This window comes from Nonomuraea sp. MTCD27 (assembly GCF_041950495.1).
GTDB lineage: Bacteria > Actinomycetota > Actinomycetes > Streptosporangiales > Streptosporangiaceae > Nonomuraea.
This window is the reverse complement of the sequence record NZ_JBGNUW010000005.1, coordinates 196722-221692: the sequence shown is the minus strand read 5'-3', so window position 1 is coordinate 221692 and position 24971 is coordinate 196722. Positions and strand designations below refer to the sequence as shown.

Below are 24971 nucleotides of genomic sequence, written 5' to 3'. Positions count from 1 at the left end.
ACGTCAATGGCGTTGGCATAAGGAGCGAGCTGCATGGCCAAGCGGGTGGTGGCGGAGGCGGCACGCCGGCGGCGGCGTCCCACCAAACAGGGGCAGGTCCTGACGCACCGGCTCATCGTGGAGACCGCGCTGCGGATGTTGCGCGAGCACGGGGCCGCCGGGCTGACCGCCCGCCGCCTCGGCCTCGCGCTCGGCGCCGACGCGAGCACGATCTACCGGTACTTCCGGGGCATGGACGACCTCATCCTGGCGATCGCCGACGAGCTGTTCCGGCACGCGATGGCGGACTGGCGGCCCAGCGGGGACTGGCGGGGCGACCTGCGGGATCTCGGCCTGCGCATCCACCACGCGTACCTGGCCCACCCGCAGGCCGCCGTGCTCACCGCCAGCCGGGTCACGGGGCGGCCGAACGAGGTGGCCGGCGACGAGACGATCCTCGGGATCGTGCGCGGGGCGGGGTTCGCCGACGCCGACGCCGTACGGATCTACCACGCCTTCATCGACCAGAGCCTGGCCTTCGCCATCCTCGACGCGGCCACGCTGGCCCTGCCGAAGGCGGCGCGGGAGGCCGACGAGGAGGTGTGGCGCGACACGTACGCGCGGCTGCCGGCCAGCACGCACCCCAACATCGCGGCCACGGCGCCGCTGCTGGTCGCCCGGATGAACGACAGCGCGTACCCGACGGCGCTCGACATGCTGCTGTCCAGCGTGTCGGCGCAGCTCGCCCGGGCGATCTAGGCGTCGTCGGCCGGGAGGTTCCGGGCCAGCCGCTTGCCGAGCCCGGCCAGCGAGTCGTCGGCCATGAGCGCGGGCAGGCGGGGCGCGTCCTCGTCGATCTGGCGCAGCACCGCCGGCTGGTCGCCCCGGTAGCGGCTCCAGGCCCGGACCACCTCGGGCATCGCGGCGATCGCCTCCTCCGACAGGATCGCCTCGCGGGGCAGCCACGACGTCAGGAACTGCCGCACCCTTCCCGGGCTCCACCACAGCGGCCGGTTCCCGACGAACTCGGCCAGCTTCCCGAACGCCTCCCGCGCCCCCGGCAGGTCCGGCACGTCCTCGAACTCGGTCAGCGTCTCGTCGGGGGCGCCGCGTACGAGGCCGGGGACGGTCCGGGCGCGGGCGACGGCCAGCGGGCGGATCGCGGGCAGCGTCTCCGCCACGGCCGCTCCCATGACCGTCTCGCCCAGCTCGAACGCGTCCAGGATCCGGCCCCCGACCACCCCCGGCTCCGCCTCCCGCAGGCCCAGGTCGTCGAGGAACTTCAGCTCCTCCACCAGGCCGTCGACGGCGAGGCCGCCCTGGGGCTGGTCGATGCCGATGACGAGGATGTGGGGCTCCTTGCCGTTCTCGTAACGGAAGGCCAGAACCGCCAGGACCTGCTCACCGTAGGGGTCGGCCTTGCCGTACCAGGCCCCCTCGCACACCACCCGGCCCATCCGCCGCATCCACCCGAGCACCTCCCCGGCCCCCGGCGTCGGTGTTCCGGAGTCCGGGGCCGGTACGCCGGACTCCGGGGCCAGTTCTTCGGGCTCCCGGGCCGCTGCGTCTCGTGCGTCCAGTGCGCCGACCGCCGCCAGGGCGGTGAGGGCGAGGCGCGCTTCCTGACGCCCGTCTTCCTCCGCCCGCCGCAGGAACGCCTCCGTCTCCCCGGCCGCCTCCAGCTCCGCCGCCAGCCGGGCGGCCCAGAGCTCCGTCCGCAGCGGGGAACGCCACCTGAGCAGGTCTCGGGCCTGAGTGATCGCCGTGTCGAACGCAGTCGTACTCACCCTTAGACCGTATCGCCAGGAGGGATCAGCGCAGTGGGAGGCGCTGCATGGCGTCGGTCCTCCAGACGTGGGGCGTGGCGTGGGGCTTCGGGTCGCGCCGAGCGCTGCACGCCCGGCGTATGACGAGGGCCCGCCCGTGGTTGTCGGCGCGGCACACGTACGGGCCCGGTGCCCATGGGGGCGAGTTCTCGGCGCGCGGGGCTTCCCTGACGGAGCACCCGCCTGCCCGCCGGGCCCAGCTGGGTGGCCGTCGCGCCCGCTGCGCGCTTGTCGTCTTCCTGGCGGCCCCGACTGCGTCGCGGTCGGGGCCCGGCGCGCCGAAGCACGGGCTGTTGAGGGCGGGACATGACGGCTCGGCCCGTGGATCTGGTGCACCGGCTGTTGAGGGTGGGACGTGACGGGCTCAGCCCGTGGGCTGGGAGCTGGAGCGCTGGAGCACTGGTTGCGATGGGTCAGGTCCGCTGGCTCGATCCGCGAGCTGGGGCGCCGGTTGCGGTGGGTCAGGTCCGGTGGGTCGGTCCCTGGGCTGGTGCGCCGCCTCCTCGGCGAGCTCGCGGGCTGGCGCGCTTACTGGGGCAGACGCGGTCCGCGGGCTGGCGCGCATGGAGCGGCCCGGTCCACCGACTGGAGCGGCCCGGTCCGGCGGATGGGGCGGACCGGGCCGCGCTTTCGGTGCTATCGGTTGTCGCCGCCCAGGCCCGCCTTCCTGAGGGCCTCGGCCATCGCGCCCGTCGGAGCGGGGCGGTCCTGGCGGCGCTGGCCGCCGCGCTGCCCGTCGCCGCGGCCACGCTGGGCGGCGTCCCCGCCGCGCTGGCCGTCACCCCGGCCGCGGCCGCCGTTACCGCGGCCGCCGTCACCCCGAGCCCCGTCGCCCCGAGCCCCGTCGCCGCGCTGGCCGTCACCACGCTGGCCTTCGCCCCGGCCGCCGCCGGTGCGGCCGCCTTCGCCGCGGGCGCCCTGGCCGCGGGGCTGCTGGCCGTCGCCCCGAGGGCTGTCCCCGCGGTTGCCTGCCTGGCGGCCGGCGCCGCGGCGGGGGGACTCGCCGCCGGGCTGGGCGGTCGTCTCGTCCTCCAGGCGCAGGGTCAGGGAGATGCGCTTGCGCGGGATGTCGACGTCGAGGACCTTCACGCGGACGATGTCACCCGGCTTGACCACGTCACGCGGATCCTTGACGTAGTTGCGCGACATGGCCGACACGTGCACCAGGCCGTCCTGGTGCACGCCGACGTCCACGAACGCGCCGAACGCGGCCACGTTCGTGACCACGCCCTCCAGGATCATGCCGGGCGTCAGGTCGGAGATCTTCTCCACGCCCTCCTTGAAGGTGGCGGTCTTGAAGGCGGGACGCGGGTCGCGGCCCGGCTTCTCCAGCTCGCGCAGGATGTCGGTGACCGTAGGCAGGCCGAACGTCTCGTCGGTGAAGTCCTGCGGCTTGAGGGAGCGCAGCGCCGCGGTGTTGCCGATCAGCGACTTGAGGTCCGTCTTGGCCGAGGTCAGGATGCGCCGGACCACCGGGTAGGACTCCGGGTGCACGCTCGACACGTCGAGCGGGTCGTCGCCGCCCGGGATGCGCAGGAAGCCCGCGCACTGCTCGAACGCCTTGGGGCCGAGCCGGGGCACGCTCTTCAGCGCGGAACGCGTGCGGAAGGGGCCGTTGGAGTCGCGGTGGCGGACGATGCTCTCCGCCAGCGTGGCGCCGATGCCCGACACGCGGGTGAGCAGGGGTGCCGAAGCCGTGTTGACGTCGACCCCCACCGCGTTGACGCAGTCTTCGACGACCGCGTCGAGCGAGCGGGAGAGCTTGGACTCGGCCAGGTCGTGCTGGTATTGGCCGACGCCGATCGACTTGGGGTCGATCTTGACCAGCTCGGCCAGCGGGTCCTGCAGCCGCCGGGCGATGGAGACCGCCCCGCGCAGCGACACGTCGAGCTCGGGCAACTCCTGGGAGGCGTAGGGAGAGGCCGAGTAGACCGAGGCGCCGGCCTCGGAAACGACGATCTTGGTGATCGACGGCATGTGCTCGACCAGCTCGCCGGCCAGCTTGTCGGTCTCGCGGGAGGCCGTGCCGTTGCCGATGGCGATCAGCTCGACGCCGTGCCGCTGCGCGAGCGCGCCCAGCACGGCCAGCGACTGGGCCCACTGCCGCTTGGGCTCGTGGGGGTAGATGGTCGCGGTCTCCACGACCTTGCCCGTGGCGTCCACCACGGCGACCTTCACACCGGTGCGCAGGCCCGGGTCGAGGCCCATCGTGGGCCGGGTGCCGGCCGGGGCGGCGAGCAGCAGGTCGCGCAGGTTGGCCGCGAACACCCGCACCGCCTCCTCCTCGGCCGTCTGCCACAGCCGCATCCGCAGGTCGATGCCGAGGTGCACGAGGATGCGGGTGCGCCAGGCCCAGCGCACGGTCTCGCCCAGCCACTTGTCGGCCGGGCGGCCCTGGTCGGAGACGCCGAACCGGGAGGCGATGCGGAACTCGTAGTCGGGGCTGTCGTCGGGCTCCAGGGTGACGGAGAGGATCTCCTCCTTCTCGCCCCTGAACATGGCCAGGATCCGATGCGAGGGCAGCTTCGTGAACGGCTCGCCGAACTCGAAGTAGTCGGAGAACTTGGCCCCCGCCTCCTCCTTGCCCTCCCGGACCTTCGACACCAGCCGCCCGCGGCTCCAGAGCTGCTCGCGCAGCCCGCCGATGAGGTCGGCGTCCTCGGCGAAGCGCTCGATCAGGATCGCCCTGGCCCCTTCGAGGGCCGCGCCCGCGTCGGCGACGCCCTCCGTGACGAAGCCCTCGGCCGTCGCCGTGGGGTCGAGCGTGGGGTCGCTGAGGAGCTGGTCGGCCAGCGGCTCCAGGCCCAGCTCGCGGGCGATCTGCGCCTTGGTGCGCCGCTTGGGCTTGTAGGGCAGGTAGATGTCCTCGAGCCTGGCCTTGGTCTCGGCCGCCATGATCTGCTCGCGCAGCTCGTCGGTGAGCTTGCCCTGGGACTCGATGGACTCCAGGATCGCCGTCCTGCGCTCCTCCAGCTCCCGCAGGTAGCGCAGCCGCTCCTCCAGCGTGCGCAGTTGCGCGTCGTCGAGGGCGCCGGTGGCCTCTTTGCGGTATCGGGCGATGAACGGCACGGTGGCGCCGCCGTCGAGCAGATCGACGGCTGCCTGCACCTGCCCGTCGCGTACGTCGAGCTCTGCCGCGATCCGCTGGTGAATAGAGAGCACTTGCCTGCCTTTCGATGGTCCCGCCGGTCAATTGTGCAGGACGACGCCGTCCTTCATGACCAGAGTGCGCGCAGGGTGAACGACCACCGCCTCCGCCGGCCCACCGGCGGGGACCACGACCAGGTCGGCCCGGTTGCCCGGGGCCAGGCCGTAGCCCTCCAGCCCCAGCGCCCGCGCCCCGCCGTGGGTGGCCGCCTCCAGCGCCAGCTCGATGTCCTCGTCCCTGCGGAAGGTGCTGCGGTAGGCGACGTGCATCGCCCGCTCCAGCATGTCGCCGCTGCCGTACGGGCCCCAGAGGTCGCGGATGCCGTCGTGCCCGCAGGCGACGGTGACCCCCGCGGCCCGCATCCGCTTGATCGGAGGCACGGGGAAGCTGTAGACGGCGGCGGTCACCACCGCCACGCCCGCCTCGGCGAAGCCCTGGATCAGCCGGTCCTGGTAGGCCTCGTCGAGCTGGCCCAGCGCGTAGGCGTGGCTGACCGCCACCCGGCCGCCCAGCCCGAGCGCCCTGGTGCGCTCGATGATCAGCTCCAGCTCCCACCCGCCCAGCGAGCCGCCGTCGTGCAGGTGGAGATCGAGATGCGTGCCGTAGCTCCCGGCCAGGCCGAAGATCAGGTCGAGATGGCGCACCGGGTCGCGGTCGATGCCCGCCGGGTCGAGGCCGCCCACCGCCTCGACCCCGCTCTTCAGCGCCGCCTCCAGCAGCTCGGCCGTGCCCGGGTTGGTGAGCACGCCGTGCTGGGGGAAGGCGACCTGGCGCACGTCGACGGGGGAGCCGGCCGCGGCCTCGCGCACGGCCTCCACCCCCCGCAGCCCGACGGCCGGGTCGATGTCGGTGTGGGTGCGGACGTGGGTCGTGCCCGCCGCGCTCATCTGCTCCAGCAGCGCGCCGATCCGCGCCACGCTCGGCACCCCCAGCTCCGCCCGGCGGCCCAGGTCGTTGCCGATGCGGCCGGCGAGCGTGTCGTCGGCGGAGTGGGGCACCCACGGCCCGCCGTGGAGGGTCTTGTCGAGATGGCAGTGCGCCTCGACGAGGCCGGGCAGGACGAGCTGCCCCGCCACGTCGATGACCAGGGCGTCGGGCGGTGCCTCGATGCCCGGCGCGATCCGGTCGATGCGCCCGTCGCGGACCAGGATGTCGGCGGGCGCGCCCGGCTCCGGGGTCGCGGGCGGCCGCCGCTGCTGGGCGGCGGGTGCCGCCGGGCCCTGGGCGGCGGGTGGTCCGGGTCTCCAGGGCAGTCCGCCGCGGAGCAGCACGTCGGTCATGCCCAGCACCCTAAAGGGCGCGACCGACGATTTCCTCGCCTCCGCTGTGACGGTTCTGGAACAACAGCCGCGAGGCGGTCAAATGTCACTGAGGTGGGTGACGTTCGCGACGTCCGCGTCATCCGTGCTCGGCCGGCCCGCCAGCCAGGCGTCCAGGATCTCGTCCAGCACCACGTCCGACGTGAGGCGGAGGCTGAGGGCCAGCACGTTGGCGTCGTTCCACTTGCGGGCCCCGTCGGCGGTGTACGCGTCCACGCACAGGGCCGCGCGCACCCCGGGGACCTTGTTCGCCGCGATCGACGCGCCCGTCCCGGTCCAGCAGCAGACGACCGCCTGCTCCGCGCGCCCCTCGCTCACGTCCCTGGCGGCCAGCTCCGAGGCCCACGCCCAGTCGTCCCGCTCGTCGTCGTTGAGCGCGCCGTGGGTCACGACCTCGTGCCCCCGCCTGCGCAGCTCCGACACGACCCGCTCGGCCACCCCGTCCCTGCTGTCGGCGGCCACCGAAATCCGCATGTGCCCTCCCGGTCGATCTCCTTCACATCTACCACCTGGCCCGGCCGATCGGCCTCCCTCAAGCTCTCTCCGCGGTCGCGGTGGGGGCGGGAGGGAGGGTGGGACTGGCGCGAGGGGCTGGTATGTGCTTGGTTGTGGCGCCATATGAGTATTGACGTAAATGACATTTCGGCCCTCGCCCGGGGATGTGCCGTTCTGGGCACCGGTGGCGGGGGCGACGTGCGTACGGGATCGCTGGCCGCCGTGCGGGCGATTCGCGAGCACGGCCCGGTGCCGCTGGTGGAGCTGGGCGATCTGCCCGGTGACGCGCTGGTCGTGCCGCTGTCCGGCATCGGGGCGCCCACCGTCAGCCACGAGATGATCCACGGCGAGGACGAGCCCAAACGCATCGCCGAGGAGGTCGAGCGGATCTTCGGCCGGCCGCCGAGCGCGATCATGTCCTCCGAGATCGGGGGCGCCAACGGGGTCGCGCCCGTCGCCTGGGCCGCCCAGCTGGGGCTGCCGCTGCTCGACGCTGACGGCATGGGACGGGCCTTCCCCGAGGTCCAGATGGTCTCGATGTACGTGGCGGGGCTCCCCGCCGACCTCGTGGTCATGTCCGACGTCGCGGGCAACGTGGTGACCATCCGCCCGATCGACGGGCTCTGGTCGGAGCGCCTGGCCCGCGCCGTCTGCGTGGCGGCCGGGTCGCACGCGCTGATGGCCGACTACGTGCTCACCGCCGAACGGGCCAGAGGCGCGGTCATCGAGGGTACGGTCACCCGCGCCCTGGAGATCGGCCGCGCCACCGAGGGCACGGCGGACCCGCTCGGCGCTCTCCAGGACCGGCTCGGCGCCGCCAGGCTGATCACCGGCAAGCTGACCGACGTGGAGCGGCGCACCACGGGCGGGTTCGTACGGGGAACGGCCACGATCGAGGGCACCGGCGCTGACCGGGGCCGTCGCCTCACGCTGGAGCTGCAGAACGAGAACCTGGTCGCCGTCGAGGAGGACCGGGTCCGCGCCATGGTCCCCGACCTCATCACCGTCGTGGACACCGAGACCGCCGCCGCGATCCAGACCGAGGCCCTCAGGTACGGCCAGCGCGTCACGGTGCTCGCCTGGCCCTGCGACGCGCTCTGGCGCACCCCCAAGGGCCTGGAGACGGCCGGGCCGAGGGCGTTCGGATACGACCTGGACTACGTACCCGTCGAGGAGCTGATGGCGCGTGGCTGACCTGCGAATCGGGATCGACGTCGGCGGCACGAACACCGACGCGGTGGTGCTCGACGCCGGCGGCCGGGTGATCGCCAAGGCCAAGCGGCCGACCACCTCCGACGTGACCGGTGGCCTGCGGGCCGCCCTGGACGCCGTACTCGCCCAGGTGGGGGACAGGACCGGCGTCGGCCGCGTCATGCTGGGCACCACGCACGCCACGAACGCGATCCTCGAGCGGCGCGGGCTCGGCCGGGTCGCCGTGCTGCGGCTGGGCGCGCCCGCCACCACCGCCGTGCCGCCGCTCTCCGACTGGCCCGCCGAGCTGCGCAAGGCCGTCTCGGCGGGCGAGGCGATCGTGCCCGGCGGCCACTACGTGGACGGCCGCGAGATCAGCCCGCTGGACCTGGGCGCCGTGCGCCGGTTCCTGGACGGCGTGCAGGCCGACGCGGTGGCCGTCACCAGCGTGTTCAGCCCGGCCGGCGGCGAGCACGAGCAGGCGGTCGAGGAGCTGGTCAGGGCCGAGTACGGCCTGCCGGTGTCGATGAGCCACGAGATCGGCTCCCTCGGCCTGCTCGAACGCGAGAACGCGACCGTGCTGAACGCCGCCCTGTACGGCGTGGCCGCCCACGTCACCGGTGCCCTGGTCACGGCGCTGGCCGAGCGGGGGCTCGGCGCGCGGCCGTACCTGGCGCAGAACGACGGCACGCTCATGACCCTGGAGCACGCCGCGCGCCTGCCGGTCTCCACGATCGGGTCCGGGCCGGCGAACTCCCTGCGCGGCGCCGCGTACCTGTCCGGCGTGGCGGACGCGGTCGTGGTGGACGTGGGCGGCACCTCCACCGATCTGGGGGTGCTGGCCGGGGGTTTCCCGAGGGAGTCGGCGGCGGCGGTCGAGATCGGCGGGGTGCTGACCAACTTCCGCATGCCCGACATCCTGGCCATCGCGCTCGGCGGCGGGACCGTGGTGCGGGGCGGCGGCGTCGGGCCCGACTCGGTCGGCTACCGGATCGCTCAGGAGGCGCTGGTCTTCGGCGGGGCGACGGCGACGATGACGGACGCGGCCGTGGCGGCCGGCCGGATCCCGCCCGGGGCCGAGGGCTGGCGCGAGAGCCTGCGGGCGGCCATCCTGGCGCTCGGGACCGGCGGGCAGGACCCCCGTGAGCACACGCCCGGGGAGGTGGGTGACATGTCGGAAAGAATCGGCGACATTCTGGAAAGCGCGGTCACCCTGGCGGACGAGATGGTCATCGACGCCGTGGACCGGATGACGCTCGGCCGGGCCGACCGTCCCCTGGTGGCGGTGGGTGGCGGGGCGTTCCTGCTGCCTGATCACATCCCCGGCGTGAGCAGGGTGATCCGGCCGGAGCACGCCGAGGTGGCCAACGCCGTGGGCGCCGCCATCGCACTCGCGAGCGGCAGAGTCGATACGATCTTGCCTGCAGGAGAAAGCCGGTCACAAGCGATCGAAAGCGCCAAGGAGGAGGCGCGGGCGCGAGCCGTGGCGGCGGGGGCGGATCCCTCCGGCGTCGAGATCGTGGACCTCCTCGAGGTGCCGCTGAGCTACCTCTCCGAGCCCGCCGTGCGGGTACACGTCAAAGCAGCCGGACCCCTCGCCCGGTGACACATCGAAAGGACCCCCCACCATGCGCTGGCACAAGCGTCTGCTCGTCGCCGGTGTCGCCGGCGCGCTGGCCCTGACCGCATCCGCGTGCGCGGGCGGACAGGTGCGCGGCGCCGGTGGCACCCCGCAGCCCCAGGCGAGCGGCGGCAGCCCGGCGAACCAGGCCACCGGGCAGGTGAACGACAGCACGTTCGTCTACGCGCCGAACCTCGACGTCGTCACCGACTGGGACCCGGCGACCTCCTACTCCAACGAGATCGTCGCCCTGTCGAACATCTACGAGGGCCTCACCAGGTACGACTCCGAGGCCAAGAAGGCCATGCCGCGCCTGGCCACCGAATGGACGTCGGCGGCGGACGGCAAGGAGTGGACGTTCAAGCTCCGGCAGGGCGTGAAGTTCCACTCGGGGGCCACGATGGACGCCGAGGCGGCCAAGAAGGCCATCGAGCGGACGATCGAGAAGAAGGGCGGCGCGGCCTACATCTGGGACCCGGTGAACTCGATCGAGGCCGTGGACGCGAGCACGCTGAAGTTCACGCTCAAGTATGCCGCCCCGCTCGACCTGGTCGCCTCCTCCGGCTACGCCGCCTGGATCTACGACGTGGACGCGGTGGACGCCGACGGCAAGAAGACCGCCGGCACCGGCCCGTACACGATCGACTCCTGGCAGAAGGGCAAGGAGACCGAGCTCACGCTGAAGGCGTACGAGGACTACTGGGGCGGCTGGAAGCCGGAGCAGTACAAGAAGGTCGCCTTCCGCGTCACACCCGAGATCACCACCGCCTGGCAGCTCCTGCAGAAGGGTGAGGTGAACTTCGTCGAGCGCCTGAACCCGCAGCTGTTCGCCCAGGCCGGGACGACGGGGACCGTGCAGACCACGCAGTCGCCGTCGTTCCAGAACCTGCTGGTGCTGTTCAACACGGCCGCGGGCCCGACCAAGGACGTCAAGGTGCGGCAGGCGCTGCAGCTCGCGATCGACTACGACGGCCTGGCGGCGGCGCTGGAGGGCTCGGGACAGAAGGCCAGCGGCCTGGTGCCGCAGGGCCTGCTCGGCCACGCCTCCGGCATGGAGCCCAAGCAGGACCTGGCCCGGGCGCAGGAGCTGCTGGCCGAGGCCGGGTACGGCCCCGACAACCCCGAGCTCAAGCTGACCCTGACCTACGGCCAGGGCGACGAGGACCAGAAGCTGCTGGTCACGCTGCTCAGCTCGGCACTGAACAAGCTCAACGTGACGTTGCAGGCCAAGCCCATGACCTGGAGCGCGCAGTGGGACCTGGGCAAGAAGCAGGGCCAGGACATCTTCGTCATGTACTGGTACCCGGACTATCCGGACGCCTACTCCTGGTTCCTCAACGTGTTCAAGAGCGCCGACAAGCCGCAGTTCAACCTGTCCTACCTCAAGAACCCCGGCGTCGACGCGGCCATCGACAAGCTGCCCGAGCTGACGGCCACGGACCAGCTCGCGGCCGACCAGCAGTACAAGGAGCTGCAGCAGAAGATCATCCAGGAGGAGGCGGCGGTGGCGGTGCCGTACGTGCAGAAGTATCAGCGCGCCCTCTCCTCGGACGTCCAGGGCTACGCGGACAACCCCGCCTATCCCAACGTGGTCTTCTTCTACGACCTCAAGCGCGCAAGCTAGCCAATGGCGCGTTATCTGGCCCGCCGGCTCGGCCAGGCCCTCCTGGTCGTGGCCGGCGTGGTCGTGCTCACGTTCGTGGTCATGCGGCTGGTGCCCGGCGATCCGGCGGTCGCGTTCGCCGGGCCGAAGGCCACGCCCGAGCAGCTGGCCGCGGCCCGCGCGCGGTTCGGGCTGGACGATCCGCTGCCGGTGCAGCTGCTCAACTACGTGCGCGACCTGGTCACCGGTGACTGGGGAGTCAGCCTGCGCACCCGGCAGCCCGTGCGCGACGACCTCTACCTCGCCTTCCCGGCCTCGCTGGAGCTGGTCGGGGCGGCGCTGGTGATCGCGGTCGTCGTGGGCATCCCGCTCGGCGTGCTCGCCGCCCGCTACAAGACGAGATTTCCGGACTTCGGGGTACGGTTCGGCAGCATGCTGGCCGTCTCTGTACCGGTCTTCTGGCTGGCCCTGGCCCTGCAGACGGTCTTCGCCAGCAACCTCGGCTGGTTCCCGATCGCCGGTGAATACGACTCCGCCCTCGACACCACCAGCCCCCTCACCCTCTGGACGAACATCACCGTCGTCGACGCCCTCATCACCGGCAACTGGCCCATCTTCACCAGCACCCTCGAACACCTCGTCCTGCCGGCCCTCGTCGTGGCCGCCTACCCCGCCGGCGTCATCGCCCAGATGGCCAGGGCGGCGCTCATCGAGGAGTCCGGCCAGGACCACGCCCGGCTGGAGCGCGCGCTCGGCTTCGGCGAGACGGCCATCCTGACCAGGTTCGCCCTGAGGCCGGCGCTGAACCCGGTCCTGTCGCTGATCGCGCTGGTCTTCGCGTACGCGATCGTCAACGGCTTCCTCGTCGAGGCCGTCTTCAACTGGCCGGGCCTGGGCCGCTACGCCGCCGAGTCGATCCGCTCGCTGGACACCCCCGCCATCGCGGGCGTCACGCTGCTGGTCGCCCTGGTGTACGTGCTGGCGAATCTGGTCGTGGACATCCTCCAGGGTTTCGTCGACCCCCGGGCGAGGGCCCGATGACCGACGTGCGACCCGCGCCGCTGCGCCGGACCCTGCCGCGGATCCCCGACCGCTTCGCCGCCCTGGGCGCGGTGCTCATCGTGCTCATCGTGCTGGCGGCGATCCTGGCACCGTGGCTGGCGCCGTACCCGATGGACGACCCCAGGCCGCTGGAGCGGCTGCTGCCGCCGAGCGGCGCGCACTGGTTCGGCACCGACCAGGTCGGGCGGGACGTGCTCACCAGGATCCTGTACGGCGGGCGCACCTCGCTGTTCATCGCGGTGGCCGTGCTGGCCGTCTCGGCCGTGGTCGGGGTCACGCTCGGCGTGGTCGCCGGGTACGCGGGCGGCTGGGTCAGGGACGTGATCATGCGGGTGACGGACGTGTTCCTGGCCTTCCCCGCGCTGCTGCTGTCGCTGGCGCTGGCCGTCGTGCTGCAGCCCAGCGTGAACACCGTGATCCTGGCCATCGCGGTGACCTGGTGGCCCTGGTACACGCGGCTGGCCGCGTCCGTGGCCGCCTCGATCTCCACCCGCAGCTACGTGGACGCCGCCCGGTGCCTCGGCGTGCCGGCGCCGCTGATCATCCTGCGGCACGTGCTGCCCAACTCGCTCACTCCGGTCCTGGTCCAGCTCTCGCTGGACGCGGGCGGGGTGATCCTGACCTCGGCGGCGCTGTCGTACCTGGGGCTGGGCGCGCAGGAGCCGACGGCGGAATGGGGGCTGATGGTGCAGCAGGGGCAGTCGCTGTTCACCACGAACTGGTGGGTGGTGACCTTCCCCGGGCTGGCGATCCTGGTGACGGCGTTCGCGTTCAACGTGCTGGGTGAGGGGCTGCGCAGCGCGCTGGATCCCCGGAGCGAAGGAGCTCGGCGGAAGTGAGCGACGAAGGAGCCGGCGAGCGCCGAAGCGGTCGCGACCATGAGCACGAGGGCGGTCAATTGATCGAGGTGCGCGATCTGCGGGTGAGCTACGGCGGGCGGCTGGTCGCGGACGTGCCGGAGCTGGACGTGGGCCCGGGGGAGTGCGTGGCGATCGTGGGGGAGAGCGGGTCGGGCAAGTCCACGACGCTGCTCTCGCTCCTGGGCCTGACCCAGGATGCCGAAATTTCGGGACACATCAGGGTGTGCGGGGTGGAGGTGCTCACGGCCTCGCCGCGCGCGCTCCGCGAGATCCGGGGCGCCAGGGTGGCGCTGGTGATGCAGTCGCCGCAGGCCGCGCTCAGCCCCGCCACCCGCCTGGGCGTCCTGATGCGCCGGGCGCTCAAGCTGCACGGCAGGCCCGGCGTGGAGCGGGCCGTGGCGGAGGCCGTGGAGGCGGTCATGCTCGACCGCGAGATCCTGCGCCGCTATCCCCACGAGATCTCCGGCGGCCAGGCCCAGCGCTTCGCCATCGCGCTGGCCATCGCCCTGGGCGCCGAGGTGATCCTGGCCGACGAGCCCACCAGCGCGCTCGACGTGACCGTACAGGCCGAGGTGGTCGGCGTGCTGCGCAGGCTGCGGGAGGAGCGGGGCCTGGCGCTCCTGCTGGTCTCCCACGACCTGGCCCTGGTCTCGACGATCGCCGACCGGGTGCTCGTCATGAAGGACGGCGCGGTGGTGGAGTCGGGTCCCGCCGCCGCCGTACTGGCCGAGCCCGCCCATCCCTACACCCGTGAGCTCCTGGAGGCACTGCCGTGACCCAGCCGGAGGCGCTGCTGAGGGCCGAGCGGGTGACACTCGGGTACGCCCGCCGCCCGGTCGTCCACGACGTCAGCCTGGACATCACCGAGGGCGGCGTGGGCCTGATCGGGGAGAGCGGCTCGGGCAAGACGACGCTGGCGCGCGCGTTCCTGGGCCTCCTCACCCCCATGTCCGGAAATATCTGGTACGGCGACCAAACCCTCAAAAAGACGGACATGCGGAAGTTCCGCAAGGACGTCCAGCCCGTCTTCCAGGCCGAGGCCCTCGACCCCAGGATGCGCGTCGGCACCTCCATAGCCGAGGCCCTCCCGCGCGCCGCCCGCCCCCGCGTCAAGGAGCTGCTCGAACAGGTCGGCCTCGACCCCGACCTGGCCACCCGCCGCCCCCACCAGCTCTCGGGCGGCCAGCGCCAGCGCGTGGTGATCGCCCGCGCCCTGGCCGTGGACCCCCGCCTGCTCATCCTGGACGAGCCCACGAGCGCGCTCGACGTCACCGTCCAGGCCAGGATCCTCGACCTGCTGGCCTCCCTGGACACCGAGCGCCTGCTCATCACCCACAACCTGGCCGTCGTGGAGCGGCTCTGCCGCACCTCGCACGTGCTCTTCGCCGGCCGCGTCGTCGAGTCGGGCCCCACCTCCGGCCTCCTGGACAACCCCGCACACCCCTACACGCGGGCCCTGCGCGACGCCGTGCCGAAGCTGGGCGGCGCCCCGCCCGAGGCCAGGGGCCGGACGGAGGCCGTGCCCGCGGCGACCGGCTGCGCGTACCGGCTGCGCTGCCCGCTGGCCGTGCCGGAGTGCGAGCGGCCGCCCGCGCTGCGGGACGTGGGAGACCGTCAGGTGGCCTGCCACCGCGCGGAGGACGTCCTGCGCACGTGACGACCCCGCCCACGTGACGACGCCGCCCCCGTGACGATCCCGCTCACTTGATGACCCCGCTCACTTGATGACGAGGCGGGCCCTCATGTGCTCGCACAGGTCGTCCGAGAGCTTGCCCATCAGCCGCGACAGCTCCGCCCGGTCCGCCGCGGACCAGTCGGCCAGGGCGCCCTCGAACCACTCGGTGGTGACCCGGCGGCACCGGCTCGCCACCTCGGCCCCCTCCTCGGTGAGCACGATCTGCCAGGCCCGGCCGTCGTCGGGGTCGCGTACGCGCTCGAGCAGGCCGCGCTGCTCCAGCGCGGCCACGTGCCGCGTCACGTGCGGGCTCTCCACCTGCAGGTTCTCGGCGATCACGCCGATCCTGCGCGGCTCACCGGCGTCCAGCAGGTGGACGAGGATCTGGACGTCCGGGCGGTCCAGCCGGACGCCCGCGGCCTCGGTCAGCCGCTCGTGCGTCTTGCCGCGGTTGATCGTGGTCACGAGCCTGCGAAAGGCGGCCACCGTCGAGTTGAGATCTTCGTCCATCCGTTTGCTTACCTAACTTACGTATGTATTATCGTGCCCTGTTACTTACCTAAGTTATCCAAAGGAGCCGACATGGCGACAGTCGTCGCGCCCGCGTCGCGCGAGACGTCGAGCAAGAACCCCTGGCCCGCAGTGGTCTCCCTGGCCTTCGCCGCCTCCATCGCCGCCTTGCAGAACACCGCGGTGGTCCCGTTGCTTCCGGTGCTGCAACGGGAGCTGAACACCTCCTTGACCGCCGTGTCGTGGACCCTCACGCTGAGCCTCCTGGTCGGCGCGGTGTCCACGCCGTTGTTGTCGCGTTTCGGCGACATGTACGGCAGGCGCCCCATGATCCTCGGCGCCCTGGCCCTCCTGGTGATCGGCTCCGTCATGGCCGCCCTGGCGACCTCGCTGACCTGGTTGATCGTGGCACGCGTGCTGCAGGGCTTCGTGGCCGCGCTCGTTCCCCTGTCGATCGGGGTGGTGCGCGACACTCTGCCCAGGAACCAGCTCGCCACCGGCATCGGCGTGCTGAGCGCCACGATGGGCTTCGGCAGCGGCGGCGGCATGATCCTGGCCGGGCTCGCCTCCGGCGACTTCCACCTGGTGTTCTGGATCACCGGCGGCGTCTCGCTGGTGGCCGCGATCGTCGTGGCCTTCCTCGTCCATGACGCCGCCCCGCCGGTCAAGGGCCGCCCCGACCTTCTCGGGGCCGCATTGCTGACCGCGTGGCTGGTCGCCCTCCTGCTGGCCATCAGCGAGGGCGGCTCCTGGGGCTGGGCCTCGCCGGGCGTGCTCGGGCTGCTCGGCGCGGCGGTCGTGCTGGCGGTGATCTGGGTGCTGGTCGAGCGCCGGGTGGCCGAGCCGCTGGTGGAGATGGCGATGCTGGTGCACCGGGGCACGGTCGGGGCGACGGTGTCCTCGATGCTGCTCGGTTTCACCTTCTTCACCCTGCTGACCGGCATGTCCAGCTTCGCCCAGGCGCCGGTGGGCTTCTCCGCCACCACCCTGGAGGTCGGGTTCTACCTGCTGCCGAGCACGCTGTTCATGCTGGTGATCTCGCTCTTCGCGGGCCGGATCATGCGCCGCTTCCCGGCCTCGTCCGCCGTGGCGGCGGGTTCGCTCATCACGGGTCTGGCCGCGGCGTGGCTGGTGATCGAGAACGACGCCCCCGCGCACCTGTACGTGGCGTCCTCGCTCATGGGCATCGGCCTCGGCGTCAGCTACGCGGCGCTGGGCACCATGGCCGTCGAGCACGTGGCCCCGGACAAGACGGCCCTGGCCGCGGGGGTGAACGCGCTCGTGCGCATCGTGGGCGGCAGCACGGCCGGCGCCGCGATCGCGGCCATCCTGGCGGCCGCGCCCGGCGCCGGCGGCTACCAGTGGGTCTTCGGGACAGCCGCCGGGGCGGGCGTCATCGCCGCGCTGTTCGCGGCCGTGTTCGGATATCTCAATCGCCGGGTCGTCACAGCGCCTTCAGCCCGCTGATCACTTCCAGCAGCACCTTGGCGTCCGGGGCGGGCGGCGGCAGCTCCACCTGTACGAGTTGCTGGGCGTGCAGGTCGCCGACCAGCACCCGGACCACGCCGATCGGCAGGTTCAGCTCGGCCGCGACGTCCACGAGCCGGGTGGGCTGGGTGCACTTCTGCAGGATGATCAGATGCTCGGGGTCGAGGCCGCGCGGCGGCGTCAGGCCACCGGCCGTGATGATCACCGCGATGAGGTCGATGGCCTCGCTCGCGGGCACCGTACGGCCCCTGGTCAGCAGGTAGGCGGGGACGATCGGACCGGCGTCCTCGTCCAGCCAGCGCTCTTCACTCACTTCGCACCACCCGCATGGGGCGATCGGGCTCCTTCGGAGCCGGGCTCTGAGCCTCGGCCTCGGGTGCGGCCACGTGCTCTTCCGGGATCAACACGATCGCGGTGGTCCCTCCATATGGTGAACCGCGCAACGTCACGCGGATGTCATGCCTGGCGGCCAGGCGGGAGACGACGAAAAGGCCGAGCCGGTCGCTGTCGGCCAGGTCGAACTCCGGCGGGCTGGCCAGCCGCTCGTTGTAGTCGGCCAGCTCCTCTGCGCTCATCCCGAACCCGCGGTCCTCGACCTCGAAGGCGAAGCCGCGGGCCGCCGCCTCGCCGCGCACGATGACCGAGGTGTGCGCGGGGGAGTAGACGGTGGCGTTCTCGATCAGTTCGGCGATGAGGTGGATCACGTCACCGACCACGGTCCCGGCCAGGCGCTGGCCGGACATGGGCTCGACGACGACCCGCTGGTAGTCCTCCACCTCGGCCGCGGCGCCGCGGGCCACGTCCAGCAGCGGCACCGGCCGGCTCCAGCCGCGTCCCGGCGTCGCGCCCGACAGGATGATCAGGCCCTCGGCGTGGCGGCGCATGCGGGTGGTGAGGTGGTCGAGCTTGAACAGGTCGTCCAGCGCCTCGGGGTCGGTGGCCCGGTGCTGCATGTCGGCCAGCTGGATGCGCTGGCGGTGCAGCAGGGTCTGGCTGCGCCTGGCCAGGTTGCGGAAGACGTGTCCGACGCCCTCGCTGAGCTGCGCCTGGCCGACCGCGGCCTCCACCGCCGTCTGCTGCACGGTGGAGAACGCCTGGCCCACGTCGTCGATCTCGACCGTGGTGCTGGCCACCGACAGCTCCGGCAGGTCGACCGTCTCGCCCTTGCGCAGCTTGGCGACCACGTGCGGCAGCCGTTCCTGCGCCACCTCCAGGGCGGTCAGCCGGAGCGCGCCGAGCTCCTTCGACAGCCGGCCGCCCATCCGCAGCGAGAACGCGATCGACACGATCACCAGCCCCAGGGCCGTGCCCGCCAGCAGGAACGCCCTGGACAGCACCTCGTCGGCCACCGGGTCGGCGCGCTCGTTCAGTATCGTGCTGGCCCGCATCTGGGCCTCGTTGAACGACTTGGCCAGCGCCTCGGTGATGGTGAGCCAGCCCTGCGGCATGCCGCCGGCGATGATCTGGTCCTCCAACATCCGCATCCGCTGGTAGGCGGGGGAGGTGATGAGGGCGACCTGGGGGTCGCGCAGGACCGGGTCGAGCTCGGCCAGGCCCTGGTCGAGGAGGAAGCGCCGGTTCCCGGCCAGCCGGGTGAACAGCCTGCGCTCCGCGGCGGTCAGCGCGCCGAGCCCGATGGCCTGCTCCCTGGTCAGCAACTCCTTGGCGTAGCCCATGTCGATGACCACGCGGGACTGCTCGTAGATCGGGATATCGTCGATCAGCGCGACCCGCCGGTGCAGGCCGAACAGGGTGTCGATGATCGAGCTGTAGGTCTCGACGGAGTGCAGACGGTCGGACAGGCCCGCGTCGATCTCACCTCGGACCGCGTCGAGCCTGTCGATTGCTGTGTACACCGCGTCCACCTGTGTGCGGATCTCTTCCGATCTGTCCTTGGAGTTGCTGGAGAGCTGCCTGAACGCGTCACTTGCGGCATCGGTGCGGGTGCGCTGCGTGGCCACCGCGGTCTTGTCCGCCGTGTTACGCAGGAGTCTGGCCGAGATTAGACGTTCACGCTGGATCTCGCTGATCAGTTTGTACGCGGGAAGACGGAGGTTCGTCCAGTCCGTCTTGTATTGACGGAGCTCCAAGCTCTCGCTTGCGGTGACGGCGGTGATGACCCCCCACAACACCACCATGGAGGCCAGCGGCACCAGTAGTAGTCCGATGATCTTCATGCGGATCGTTCGGCTACGACCCATGGCACCTCACTCCGGTCGGTCCCCTGCTGGCAACCCCGGACGGGACAAGCCCCGAGGATAGCAATTCGATCACCAAAATGCCCAATTTTTCGGGACTTTTGGACACCTGGGCGCTCCTCGGCTTGATCTTGGAGTAGGTTTCCCGGATACATCGGCGACAGAGGGAGACGCGTTGCGCCGTCGACTCGCAGCGGCCGCCGCGCTGGTCCTCCTCGCGGCCTGCTCGGCGCCTGCGGAGGTACAGCAGGCTCCCTCGGGGGAGTCGCCGTTCGTCTACGTCAAGAACACCGACGTCGTCACCGAGTGGGACCCCAGCCGCTCCTACTCCAACGAGATCATCGCCTTCCAGAACGTGTACGAGACCCTCACGCTCTGGAACCCGGTCACCAAGAAGTCCGTGCCCCGGCTGGCCACGTCGTGGCGGTCGTCGGCCGACGGCCGGACCTGGACGTTCAGCCTGCGTCCCGGCGTGACGTTCCACACCGGCCGGCCGCTGGACGGCGAGGCGGTCAAGGCGTCGATCGAGCGCACCATGCAGGCCAGGACCGGCGCCTCCTACATCTGGGACGCCGTCTCCTCCATCAGGGTCGAGGGGCCGCGCACGGTGACGTTCGCGCTGAAGTACCCGGTCCCGCTGGACCTGGTGGCCTCCGCCGGGTACGCGGCCTACATCTACGACACCAAGGCGGCCCCTGACCTGGGGAAGTGGTTCCAGGAGGGCAGGGACGCGGGGTCGGGGCCGTACACGGTGGTGAAGTGGGACAAGGGCAAGGAGGACGAGCTCACGCTCAAGGCGTACGACCGGTACTGGGGTGGCTGGCGGCGGCCGCACTACAACACGATCAAGTACCGGGCCGTGCCCGACCGGGAGCGGGCGTACCGGATGTTGCAGCGCGGCGAGGCGAGCTTCGTGAACCGGCTCGACCCGAAGCTGTTCGCGCTGGCCTCGGCCGCGCCCGGCCTGCGCACGTCCGACCGGCCGTCGTTCACGACGGCGATGATGCTCTTCAACACGGCCGCCGGGCCGATGAAGGACGTACGGGTGCGCAAGGCGGTGCAGCGGGCCGTCGACTACCGGGGCCTGGTCAAGGCGCTCAAGGGCTCCGTCATGCCGGCCAGCGGTGTCATCCCGGAGGGGCTGCTCGGCCACGTGCCCGACGACGTGCCGAAGCAGGACCTGGCGGTGTCCTCCCGGCTGCTGCGGCTGGCGGGCTACGGGCCCGGCGGCCGGCCGCTGCGCCTTCGCCTGACCTACGCCGAGGGCGAGGCCGACCAGGAGGTGCTCGTCAGGCGGCTACGGGCGACGCTGCGCACGCTCAACGTCACCCTGGAGGCCAGGGCGATGCCCTGGAACGCGCAGTGGGAGCTGGGCAAGAAGCGCGGCCAGGACATCTTCGTCATGTACTGGTGGCCCGACTACGCCGACGGCTACTCCTACTTCGGCCAGGTCTTCCGCAGCGCGGATCCGCCCGTGTTCAACCTGTCGTACCTGAAGGACCAGGGCCTCGACGCGCTGCTCGACCCGGTGCCGGAGCTGACCGTGACCGACAAGCCCACGGCGCAGCAGGCCTACGAGCGGGCCACGACCCGGGTGATCGACCAGCGGGCGGCCGCCGCGCTGCCGTGGGTGGCCAAGTCGCAGCGGGCCTATCTCGGCGGCATCCAGGGCTACGACGACAACCCCGCCTACCCCGACGTGGTGTTCGTCTACGACCTGCGGCCCTCGGCGTGATCGTCCTGCTGCTCGCCGACGCGTTCGCGCAGCCGCGACCTGATCTCCTCCGGGGTGTAGGCCCGGCGGCGCCGCTCGGCGCGCGCGATCACCACCCCCGTGGCCGCCACTCCCATGATTCCCGCCAGACCGAGCATCTTCCACCAGCGCATGTTGCCTAGGCTAGCCCTGTGCTGACTCTCGACGAGGCCGTGAAGGTGACGAGGACCGGCGACCTGTGGGTGTTCCGCGGGCGTTCCGTGCCCGACCGCGCCATCCAGACGATGACCAACAGCCCGGTCAACCACGTGGGCATGGCCATCGTGATCGAGGACCTGCCACCCATGATGTGGCACGCCGAGCTGGGCAAGTCGCTGCCCGACCTGTGGGCGGGCACGCACCACCGCGGGGTGCAGCTGCACGATCTGCGCGCGGCGGTGACGACGTGGGCCGACCGCTACGACCAGCGCCCCTGGCTGCGCCAGCTGGAGCCGGAGGCCACGCAGGAGATGGAGGACGCCGCCCTGCGCACGGTGGCCAGGCTCGACGGCACCCCGTTCCCCTCCACCGCCCGGCTGGCGGCCCGCTGGGCCAAGGGGCGCGTCCCGCGCAGGAACCGCAAGGAGCAGACGCTGGAGAGCGCCTACTGCGCAGAGGTCGTGGCCGTCACCTACGAGGAGATGGGGCTGCTCCCCGCCGGGCGCCGCCCCAACTGGTACGACCCGGGCAGGTTCTGGAGCGGCGACGACCTGGAGCTCCTCTTGGGTCGCCGGCTCGGCAACGAGATCACCGTGGGGGTCGAGCGCACGCGCCGGGTCTGATCCGGGATCTAATTCGGGCATGACTTCTGTGAACGTCGCCGTGGTCGGTGTCGGCAACTGCGCGTCCTCCCTGGTGCAGGGCGTCGAGTACTACCGTGACGGCGACGCCCCCGGGCTGAGCCACCCGGTCTGCGCCGGCTACGCGATCGCCCAGGTGCGCTTCACCGCCGCCTTCGACGTCGGCGCGGGCAAGCTCGGCCGGGACCTGTCGGAGGCCATCTGGACCGCGCCCAACAACGCGCGCAGGTTCGCCGGCGTACCTCACCTGGGGGTGCCCGTCGCGGACGGCATCCTGGCCGACGGCGTGGGCCCCGGCTCGGCCGGGGCGATCGACCCGCGGGGCGATTCGACGCCCGCCGAGGTCGCCGCCCACCTGAGGGCCACGGAGAGCCACGTCGTGCTGAACTTCCTGCCGGCCGGCGCCCAGCGGGCCAGCGAGCTGTACGCCGAGGCCGCCATCGAGGCCGGCTGCGCCTTCGTGAACTGCATGCCCGCCGTACTCGCCCGCTCCGCCGAATGGCGGCGCCGCTTCGCCGAGGCCGGGCTACCGCTGGTGGGCGACGACCTGAAGAGCTCGTTCGGGGCGACGCTGGTGCAGCGTGCGCTGGTCGAGGCGCTGACCGGGAGCGGCGTCCGGCTCGCCGACGGCTACCAGCTGCTCGGCGGCGGCAACATGGACTTCGTCAACCTGGAGGACGCCGACCGGATGAAGAGCAAGAAGGCCACGAAGGCGACGGGTGGCGGGATGTCCACGCACGTCGGCGCCCAGTACATGCCCTTCATGGAGGACCGCAAGATCGCCTACATCCGGCTGGCGGGGGAGGGGTTCGGCGGCTCCCCGCTGGAGCTGGAGCTGCGCATGGTCGTGGAGGACTCGCCCAGCGCCGCCGGCAACGCCCTGGACGCCGCCCGGCAGGCCAGGGCGGCCATGGACCGGGGCGTCGGCGGGCTGCTGGAGGAGGTGTCCGGCGCGCTGATGAAGGCGGTCTGACGCCTCATGCATGCACGGCCGCGGTGGACATCCGCGCACCCGGCCCGGTCGAGGTGCGCGACGGGCGGCGCCGCGTGGACCCGGTCGCTGACCGCGCTTCCTTGCAGGATGCTGACCGCGCTTCCTTGCGGGATGCTGACCGTGCTTCCTTGCGGGATGCTGGGCGGATTTCTTGCGGGATGCTGGGCGGATGCGAAATCCGGTGAACGCGTTGACCGCCCGGTGGGCGGCGGCCTGCTCGGGCGAATCGGTCGTCATGTCGGGGGCGGGGGTGTGGCCGCTGCTGGCGTACCTCGCCTCCGCCGCCGACGGGCCCGGGCGGGCGGAGTTGCAGGAAGCCATCGGCATCGACGCCGGCCGTGCCGCCCAGGCGGCGGCGGGCGTACTGCGGAGCCTGACCGGGCCGGCCGTCAGCTCGGCCGTCGGGCTGTGGTTCGCCCGCTCGTTACGGCTGAACCCGTCCTGGCTGTCCGCCCTGCCCGACGGGCTGCGCGGCGAGCTGTCCGGTGACCCGGCCGTGGACCAGCTCCGGCTCGACGCCTGGGCGGCGGAGCGGACCGGCGGGCTCGTCCCCGCCATGCCGGTCGAGGTCACCGAGGACACGGAGCTGGTGCTGGCCGGCGCGCTCACCGTCAGGACGGCGTGGCTTCGGCCGTTCCAGGCCGGGGTCGGGACGTTCTGGAGCGGGCCCTGGGCGGGGACGGAGGTGGCGATGCTGTACCGCAGCACGTCGGTGGTCGACCGGCTGAGGGTCGTCGCCACGCCGTCGGGGCCGCTCACGATGCTGCGCGTGATGGGCACGGGCGGCATCGACATGCACCTCGTGCTCGGGGAGCGGGACGCGCCCGGCGAGGTGCTCGCCGGCGGCATCGGCGTCCTGGACGGCGGCCGGCCCGTTGTCATGCCTCCGGAGGAGGGCCCCGGGGTGACCGTCGTCCGCGAGCCTGCCTCCGAGCCCGGCGACCGGCTGAAGGTCACCGTGCCCCGCTTCACCATCTCCGCCAGGCACGACCTGCTGAGCCTGCCCGAGGTCTTCGGCCTGGCCACGGTCACCGACACGAACCGCGGCCACTTCCCGGGCATCAGCCCCGAGCCGCTGGCGATCGAAGACGCCGCGCAGGTCACCGTGGCCGACTTCAGCGCCACCGGGTTCGAGTCGGCCACCATCACGGCCTTCGGCGCCGTGGGCGGGGGGATACCGCGCCTGCCGTACCGGGCCAGGCACGTGCACGTCGTGTTCGACCGGCCGTTCGGCTTCCTCGCGGCCGAGCGGCGTACCGGCCTGATCCTGACCGCGGGCTGGGTCGCGGACCCTCAACCGGCGGAGCCGGTGGCAGGCTAGGGGAATGCGCCTGGCAACCTGGAACGTGAACTCGGTCAAGGCCCGCCTGCCCCGCCTGCTCGAATGGCTGGCCGAGATCGAGCCCGACATCGTCTGCCTGCAGGAGACGAAGTGTCCCGCGGAGGCGTTCCCCGTCGCGGAGGTGGGCGCGCTGGGCTACATGGTCGCGGCCCACGGCGACGGCCGCTGGAACGGCGTCGCGCTGCTGTCCAAGGCCGGGCTGTCGGACGTGACGCCGAGCTTCCCCGGCGAGCCCGGCTTCGGGGAGCTCGACGGGATCGGCGCGGCCCGTCCCGAGGCCCGCGCGCTCGGCGCGACCTGCGGCGGGATGCGGGTGTGGTCCCTGTACGCGCCCAACGGCCGCACGGTCGACTCGCCCCACTACGCCTACAAGCTCGACTGGTTCGCCGCGCTCCGTGACGCCCTCGCCGCCGAGCTGGCCGCCGGGCCGGTGGTGGCGTGCGGGGACTACAACGTGGCGCCCACCGACGCCGACGTCTGGGATCCCACCCTGTTCGTCGGCGCCACCCACGTCACGCCCGCCGAGCGGCAGGCGCTGGCCGACCTGCGCGCTCTCGGGCTGGTGGACGTGGTGCCGACGCCGATGAAGGGGCCGCATCCGTTCACGTACTGGGACTATCGGGCCGGGATGTTCCACCAGAACAAGGGCATGCGGATCGACCTGGTGTACGCGAGCGCGGACGTGGCGGGGCGGGTGCGGTCGGCGTACGTCGATCGCGAGGCCCGCAAAGGGAAAGGCCCGTCCGATCACGCGCCGATCGTGGTGGACCTGGAGCCATAATTACCGTCACAAACCGCTGTCGTGCGCGTATTCTGTGTTCTCAGCCATTCGGGGGGCATTGGGTAGCTTCGAGGACCACAGGGGGGATTCCCGTGGAACCTGCCGACGGCCGCGTCATCCTGTTCATCATCATCGGGCTCGCCGTGTTCGCCCTGGGGCGGCGCTTCCAGACCATGATCCTCATGCGTCAGGTGTGGAAGCAGAGCGCCAGGCAGGTCACGGCCAGGAAAGAAGTCGCCCACAACGCCGCGAAGTCGATGATCGGGATCACCCTGGTCGCGGTGTTCGTGGTCTGGCTCGTGCTCAACCTGAACCGGGTCATGTGA

General features: G+C 72.0%; 23 protein-coding genes. 15 read left to right on the top strand and 8 right to left on the bottom strand.

The features are described 5' to 3' along the window. Positions 1-33 precede the first annotated feature (33 nt). On the top strand, positions 34-738 hold the full coding sequence (locus tag ACBJ59_RS16770) for a TetR/AcrR family transcriptional regulator (RefSeq protein ID WP_375111147.1): 705 nt from the start codon (positions 34-36) through the stop codon (positions 736-738). Here the strand turns inward: ACBJ59_RS16770 and ACBJ59_RS16765 are convergent. The 4 genes from ACBJ59_RS16765 to ACBJ59_RS16750 form a co-directional block, all read right to left on the bottom strand. Then, the gene (locus ACBJ59_RS16765; RefSeq protein ID WP_375111146.1) at positions 735-1766 is read right to left on the bottom strand and encodes a hypothetical protein; all 1032 of its coding nucleotides are present in this window, start codon (positions 1764-1766) and stop codon (positions 735-737) included. The genes ACBJ59_RS16770 and ACBJ59_RS16765 overlap by 4 nt on opposite strands. Before the next feature lie 675 nt (positions 1767-2441). After that, positions 2442-4967, bottom strand: a complete 2526-nt coding sequence (locus tag ACBJ59_RS16760; protein ID WP_375111145.1) for a Tex family protein — start codon at positions 4965-4967, stop codon at positions 2442-2444. A gap of 27 nt (positions 4968-4994) precedes the next feature. Continuing rightward, the gene (locus ACBJ59_RS16755; RefSeq protein ID WP_375111144.1) at positions 4995-6233 is read right to left on the bottom strand and encodes an amidohydrolase; all 1239 of its coding nucleotides are present in this window, start codon (positions 6231-6233) and stop codon (positions 4995-4997) included. A gap of 78 nt (positions 6234-6311) precedes the next feature. Further along, positions 6312-6746: an RpiB/LacA/LacB family sugar-phosphate isomerase gene (locus ACBJ59_RS16750; protein ID WP_375111143.1), complete on the bottom strand. Its 435-nt coding sequence runs from the start codon at positions 6744-6746 to the stop codon at positions 6312-6314. A 144-nt stretch (positions 6747-6890) separates the two neighbouring features. On the opposite strand from ACBJ59_RS16750, the gene ACBJ59_RS16745 reads away from it, so the two are divergent. Genes ACBJ59_RS16745 through ACBJ59_RS16715 form a run of 7 tightly spaced genes read left to right on the top strand, consistent with a single transcriptional unit; the run spans position 6891 to position 14761 of the window. Beyond that, positions 6891-7961 (top strand): DUF917 domain-containing protein, encoded by a 1071-nt coding sequence (locus ACBJ59_RS16745; protein ID WP_375111142.1) that lies wholly within the window; start codon positions 6891-6893, stop codon positions 7959-7961. After that, the gene (locus tag ACBJ59_RS16740) at positions 7954-9564 is read left to right on the top strand and encodes a hydantoinase/oxoprolinase N-terminal domain-containing protein (RefSeq protein ID WP_375111141.1); all 1611 of its coding nucleotides are present in this window, start codon (positions 7954-7956) and stop codon (positions 9562-9564) included. The genes ACBJ59_RS16745 and ACBJ59_RS16740 overlap by 8 nt, the downstream gene beginning before the upstream one ends. 22 nt (positions 9565-9586) lie before the next feature. Then, the gene (locus ACBJ59_RS16735; RefSeq protein ID WP_375111140.1) at positions 9587-11203 is read left to right on the top strand and encodes an ABC transporter substrate-binding protein; all 1617 of its coding nucleotides are present in this window, start codon (positions 9587-9589) and stop codon (positions 11201-11203) included. A 3-nt stretch (positions 11204-11206) separates the two neighbouring features. Further along, on the top strand, positions 11207-12223 hold the full coding sequence (locus ACBJ59_RS16730) for an ABC transporter permease (protein ID WP_375111139.1): 1017 nt from the start codon (positions 11207-11209) through the stop codon (positions 12221-12223). Beyond that, a complete protein-coding gene (locus ACBJ59_RS16725) occupies positions 12220-13083 on the top strand; it encodes an ABC transporter permease (protein ID WP_375111138.1) in 864 nt (287 codons plus the stop codon). The genes ACBJ59_RS16730 and ACBJ59_RS16725 overlap by 4 nt, the downstream gene beginning before the upstream one ends. Continuing rightward, positions 13080-13880, top strand: coding sequence for an ATP-binding cassette domain-containing protein (locus ACBJ59_RS16720; protein WP_375111137.1), 801 nt, complete (start codon positions 13080-13082; stop codon positions 13878-13880). Before ACBJ59_RS16725 ends, ACBJ59_RS16720 begins: the two co-directional genes overlap by 4 nt. Further along, positions 13877-14761, top strand: coding sequence for an ABC transporter ATP-binding protein (locus ACBJ59_RS16715; protein WP_375111136.1), 885 nt, complete (start codon positions 13877-13879; stop codon positions 14759-14761). Before ACBJ59_RS16720 ends, ACBJ59_RS16715 begins: the two co-directional genes overlap by 4 nt. 60 nt (positions 14762-14821) lie before the next feature. Here the strand turns inward: ACBJ59_RS16715 and ACBJ59_RS16710 are convergent, their stop codons facing one another. Next, positions 14822-15289 carry a MarR family winged helix-turn-helix transcriptional regulator gene (locus ACBJ59_RS16710; protein ID WP_375111135.1) on the bottom strand — a complete coding sequence of 156 codons (468 nt, stop codon included), beginning with the start codon at positions 15287-15289 and terminating at the stop codon, positions 14822-14824. Between the two features lie 72 nt (positions 15290-15361). Here ACBJ59_RS16710 and ACBJ59_RS16705 point away from each other — a divergent pair, with 72 nt between their 5' ends. Then, a complete protein-coding gene (locus ACBJ59_RS16705) occupies positions 15362-16756 on the top strand; it encodes an MFS transporter (RefSeq protein WP_375111134.1) in 1395 nt (464 codons plus the stop codon). Here ACBJ59_RS16705 and ACBJ59_RS16700 read toward each other — a convergent pair. After that, positions 16734-17090, bottom strand: a complete 357-nt coding sequence (locus ACBJ59_RS16700; RefSeq protein ID WP_375111133.1) for a DUF742 domain-containing protein — start codon at positions 17088-17090, stop codon at positions 16734-16736. The genes ACBJ59_RS16705 and ACBJ59_RS16700 overlap by 23 nt on opposite strands. Beyond that, positions 17083-18978, bottom strand: coding sequence for a nitrate- and nitrite sensing domain-containing protein (locus ACBJ59_RS16695; protein ID WP_375111132.1), 1896 nt, complete (start codon positions 18976-18978; stop codon positions 17083-17085). Before ACBJ59_RS16695 ends, ACBJ59_RS16700 begins: the two co-directional genes overlap by 8 nt. Positions 18979-19150: 172 nt before the next feature. On the opposite strand from ACBJ59_RS16695, the gene ACBJ59_RS16690 reads away from it, so the two are divergent. Beyond that, positions 19151-20710, top strand: a complete 1560-nt coding sequence (locus ACBJ59_RS16690; RefSeq protein WP_375111131.1) for an ABC transporter substrate-binding protein — start codon at positions 19151-19153, stop codon at positions 20708-20710. Here the strand turns inward: ACBJ59_RS16690 and ACBJ59_RS16685 are convergent. Then, a complete protein-coding gene (locus ACBJ59_RS16685; RefSeq protein ID WP_364129233.1) occupies positions 20686-20862 on the bottom strand; it encodes a hypothetical protein in 177 nt (58 codons plus the stop codon). The two genes, ACBJ59_RS16690 and ACBJ59_RS16685, sit on opposite strands and share 25 nt — an antisense overlap. Before the next feature lie 21 nt (positions 20863-20883). Between ACBJ59_RS16685 and ACBJ59_RS16680 the strand changes: the two genes are divergently transcribed. From ACBJ59_RS16680 to ACBJ59_RS16660, 5 genes are all read left to right on the top strand, one after another. Beyond that, positions 20884-21510, top strand: coding sequence for a hypothetical protein (locus ACBJ59_RS16680; protein WP_375111517.1), 627 nt, complete (start codon positions 20884-20886; stop codon positions 21508-21510). Between the two features lie 19 nt (positions 21511-21529). After that, positions 21530-22501 carry an inositol-3-phosphate synthase gene (locus tag ACBJ59_RS16675; protein WP_375111130.1) on the top strand — a complete coding sequence of 324 codons (972 nt, stop codon included), beginning with the start codon at positions 21530-21532 and terminating at the stop codon, positions 22499-22501. A 190-nt stretch (positions 22502-22691) separates the two neighbouring features. Further along, positions 22692-23843, top strand: a complete 1152-nt coding sequence (locus tag ACBJ59_RS16670) for a serpin family protein (RefSeq protein WP_375111129.1) — start codon at positions 22692-22694, stop codon at positions 23841-23843. Positions 23844-23847: 4 nt separating this feature from the next. Further along, positions 23848-24645, top strand: a complete 798-nt coding sequence (locus tag ACBJ59_RS16665) for an exodeoxyribonuclease III (RefSeq protein ID WP_375111128.1) — start codon at positions 23848-23850, stop codon at positions 24643-24645. A gap of 92 nt (positions 24646-24737) precedes the next feature. Further along, positions 24738-24971 carry a hypothetical protein gene (locus tag ACBJ59_RS16660; RefSeq protein WP_364129087.1) on the top strand — a complete coding sequence of 78 codons (234 nt, stop codon included), beginning with the start codon at positions 24738-24740 and terminating at the stop codon, positions 24969-24971.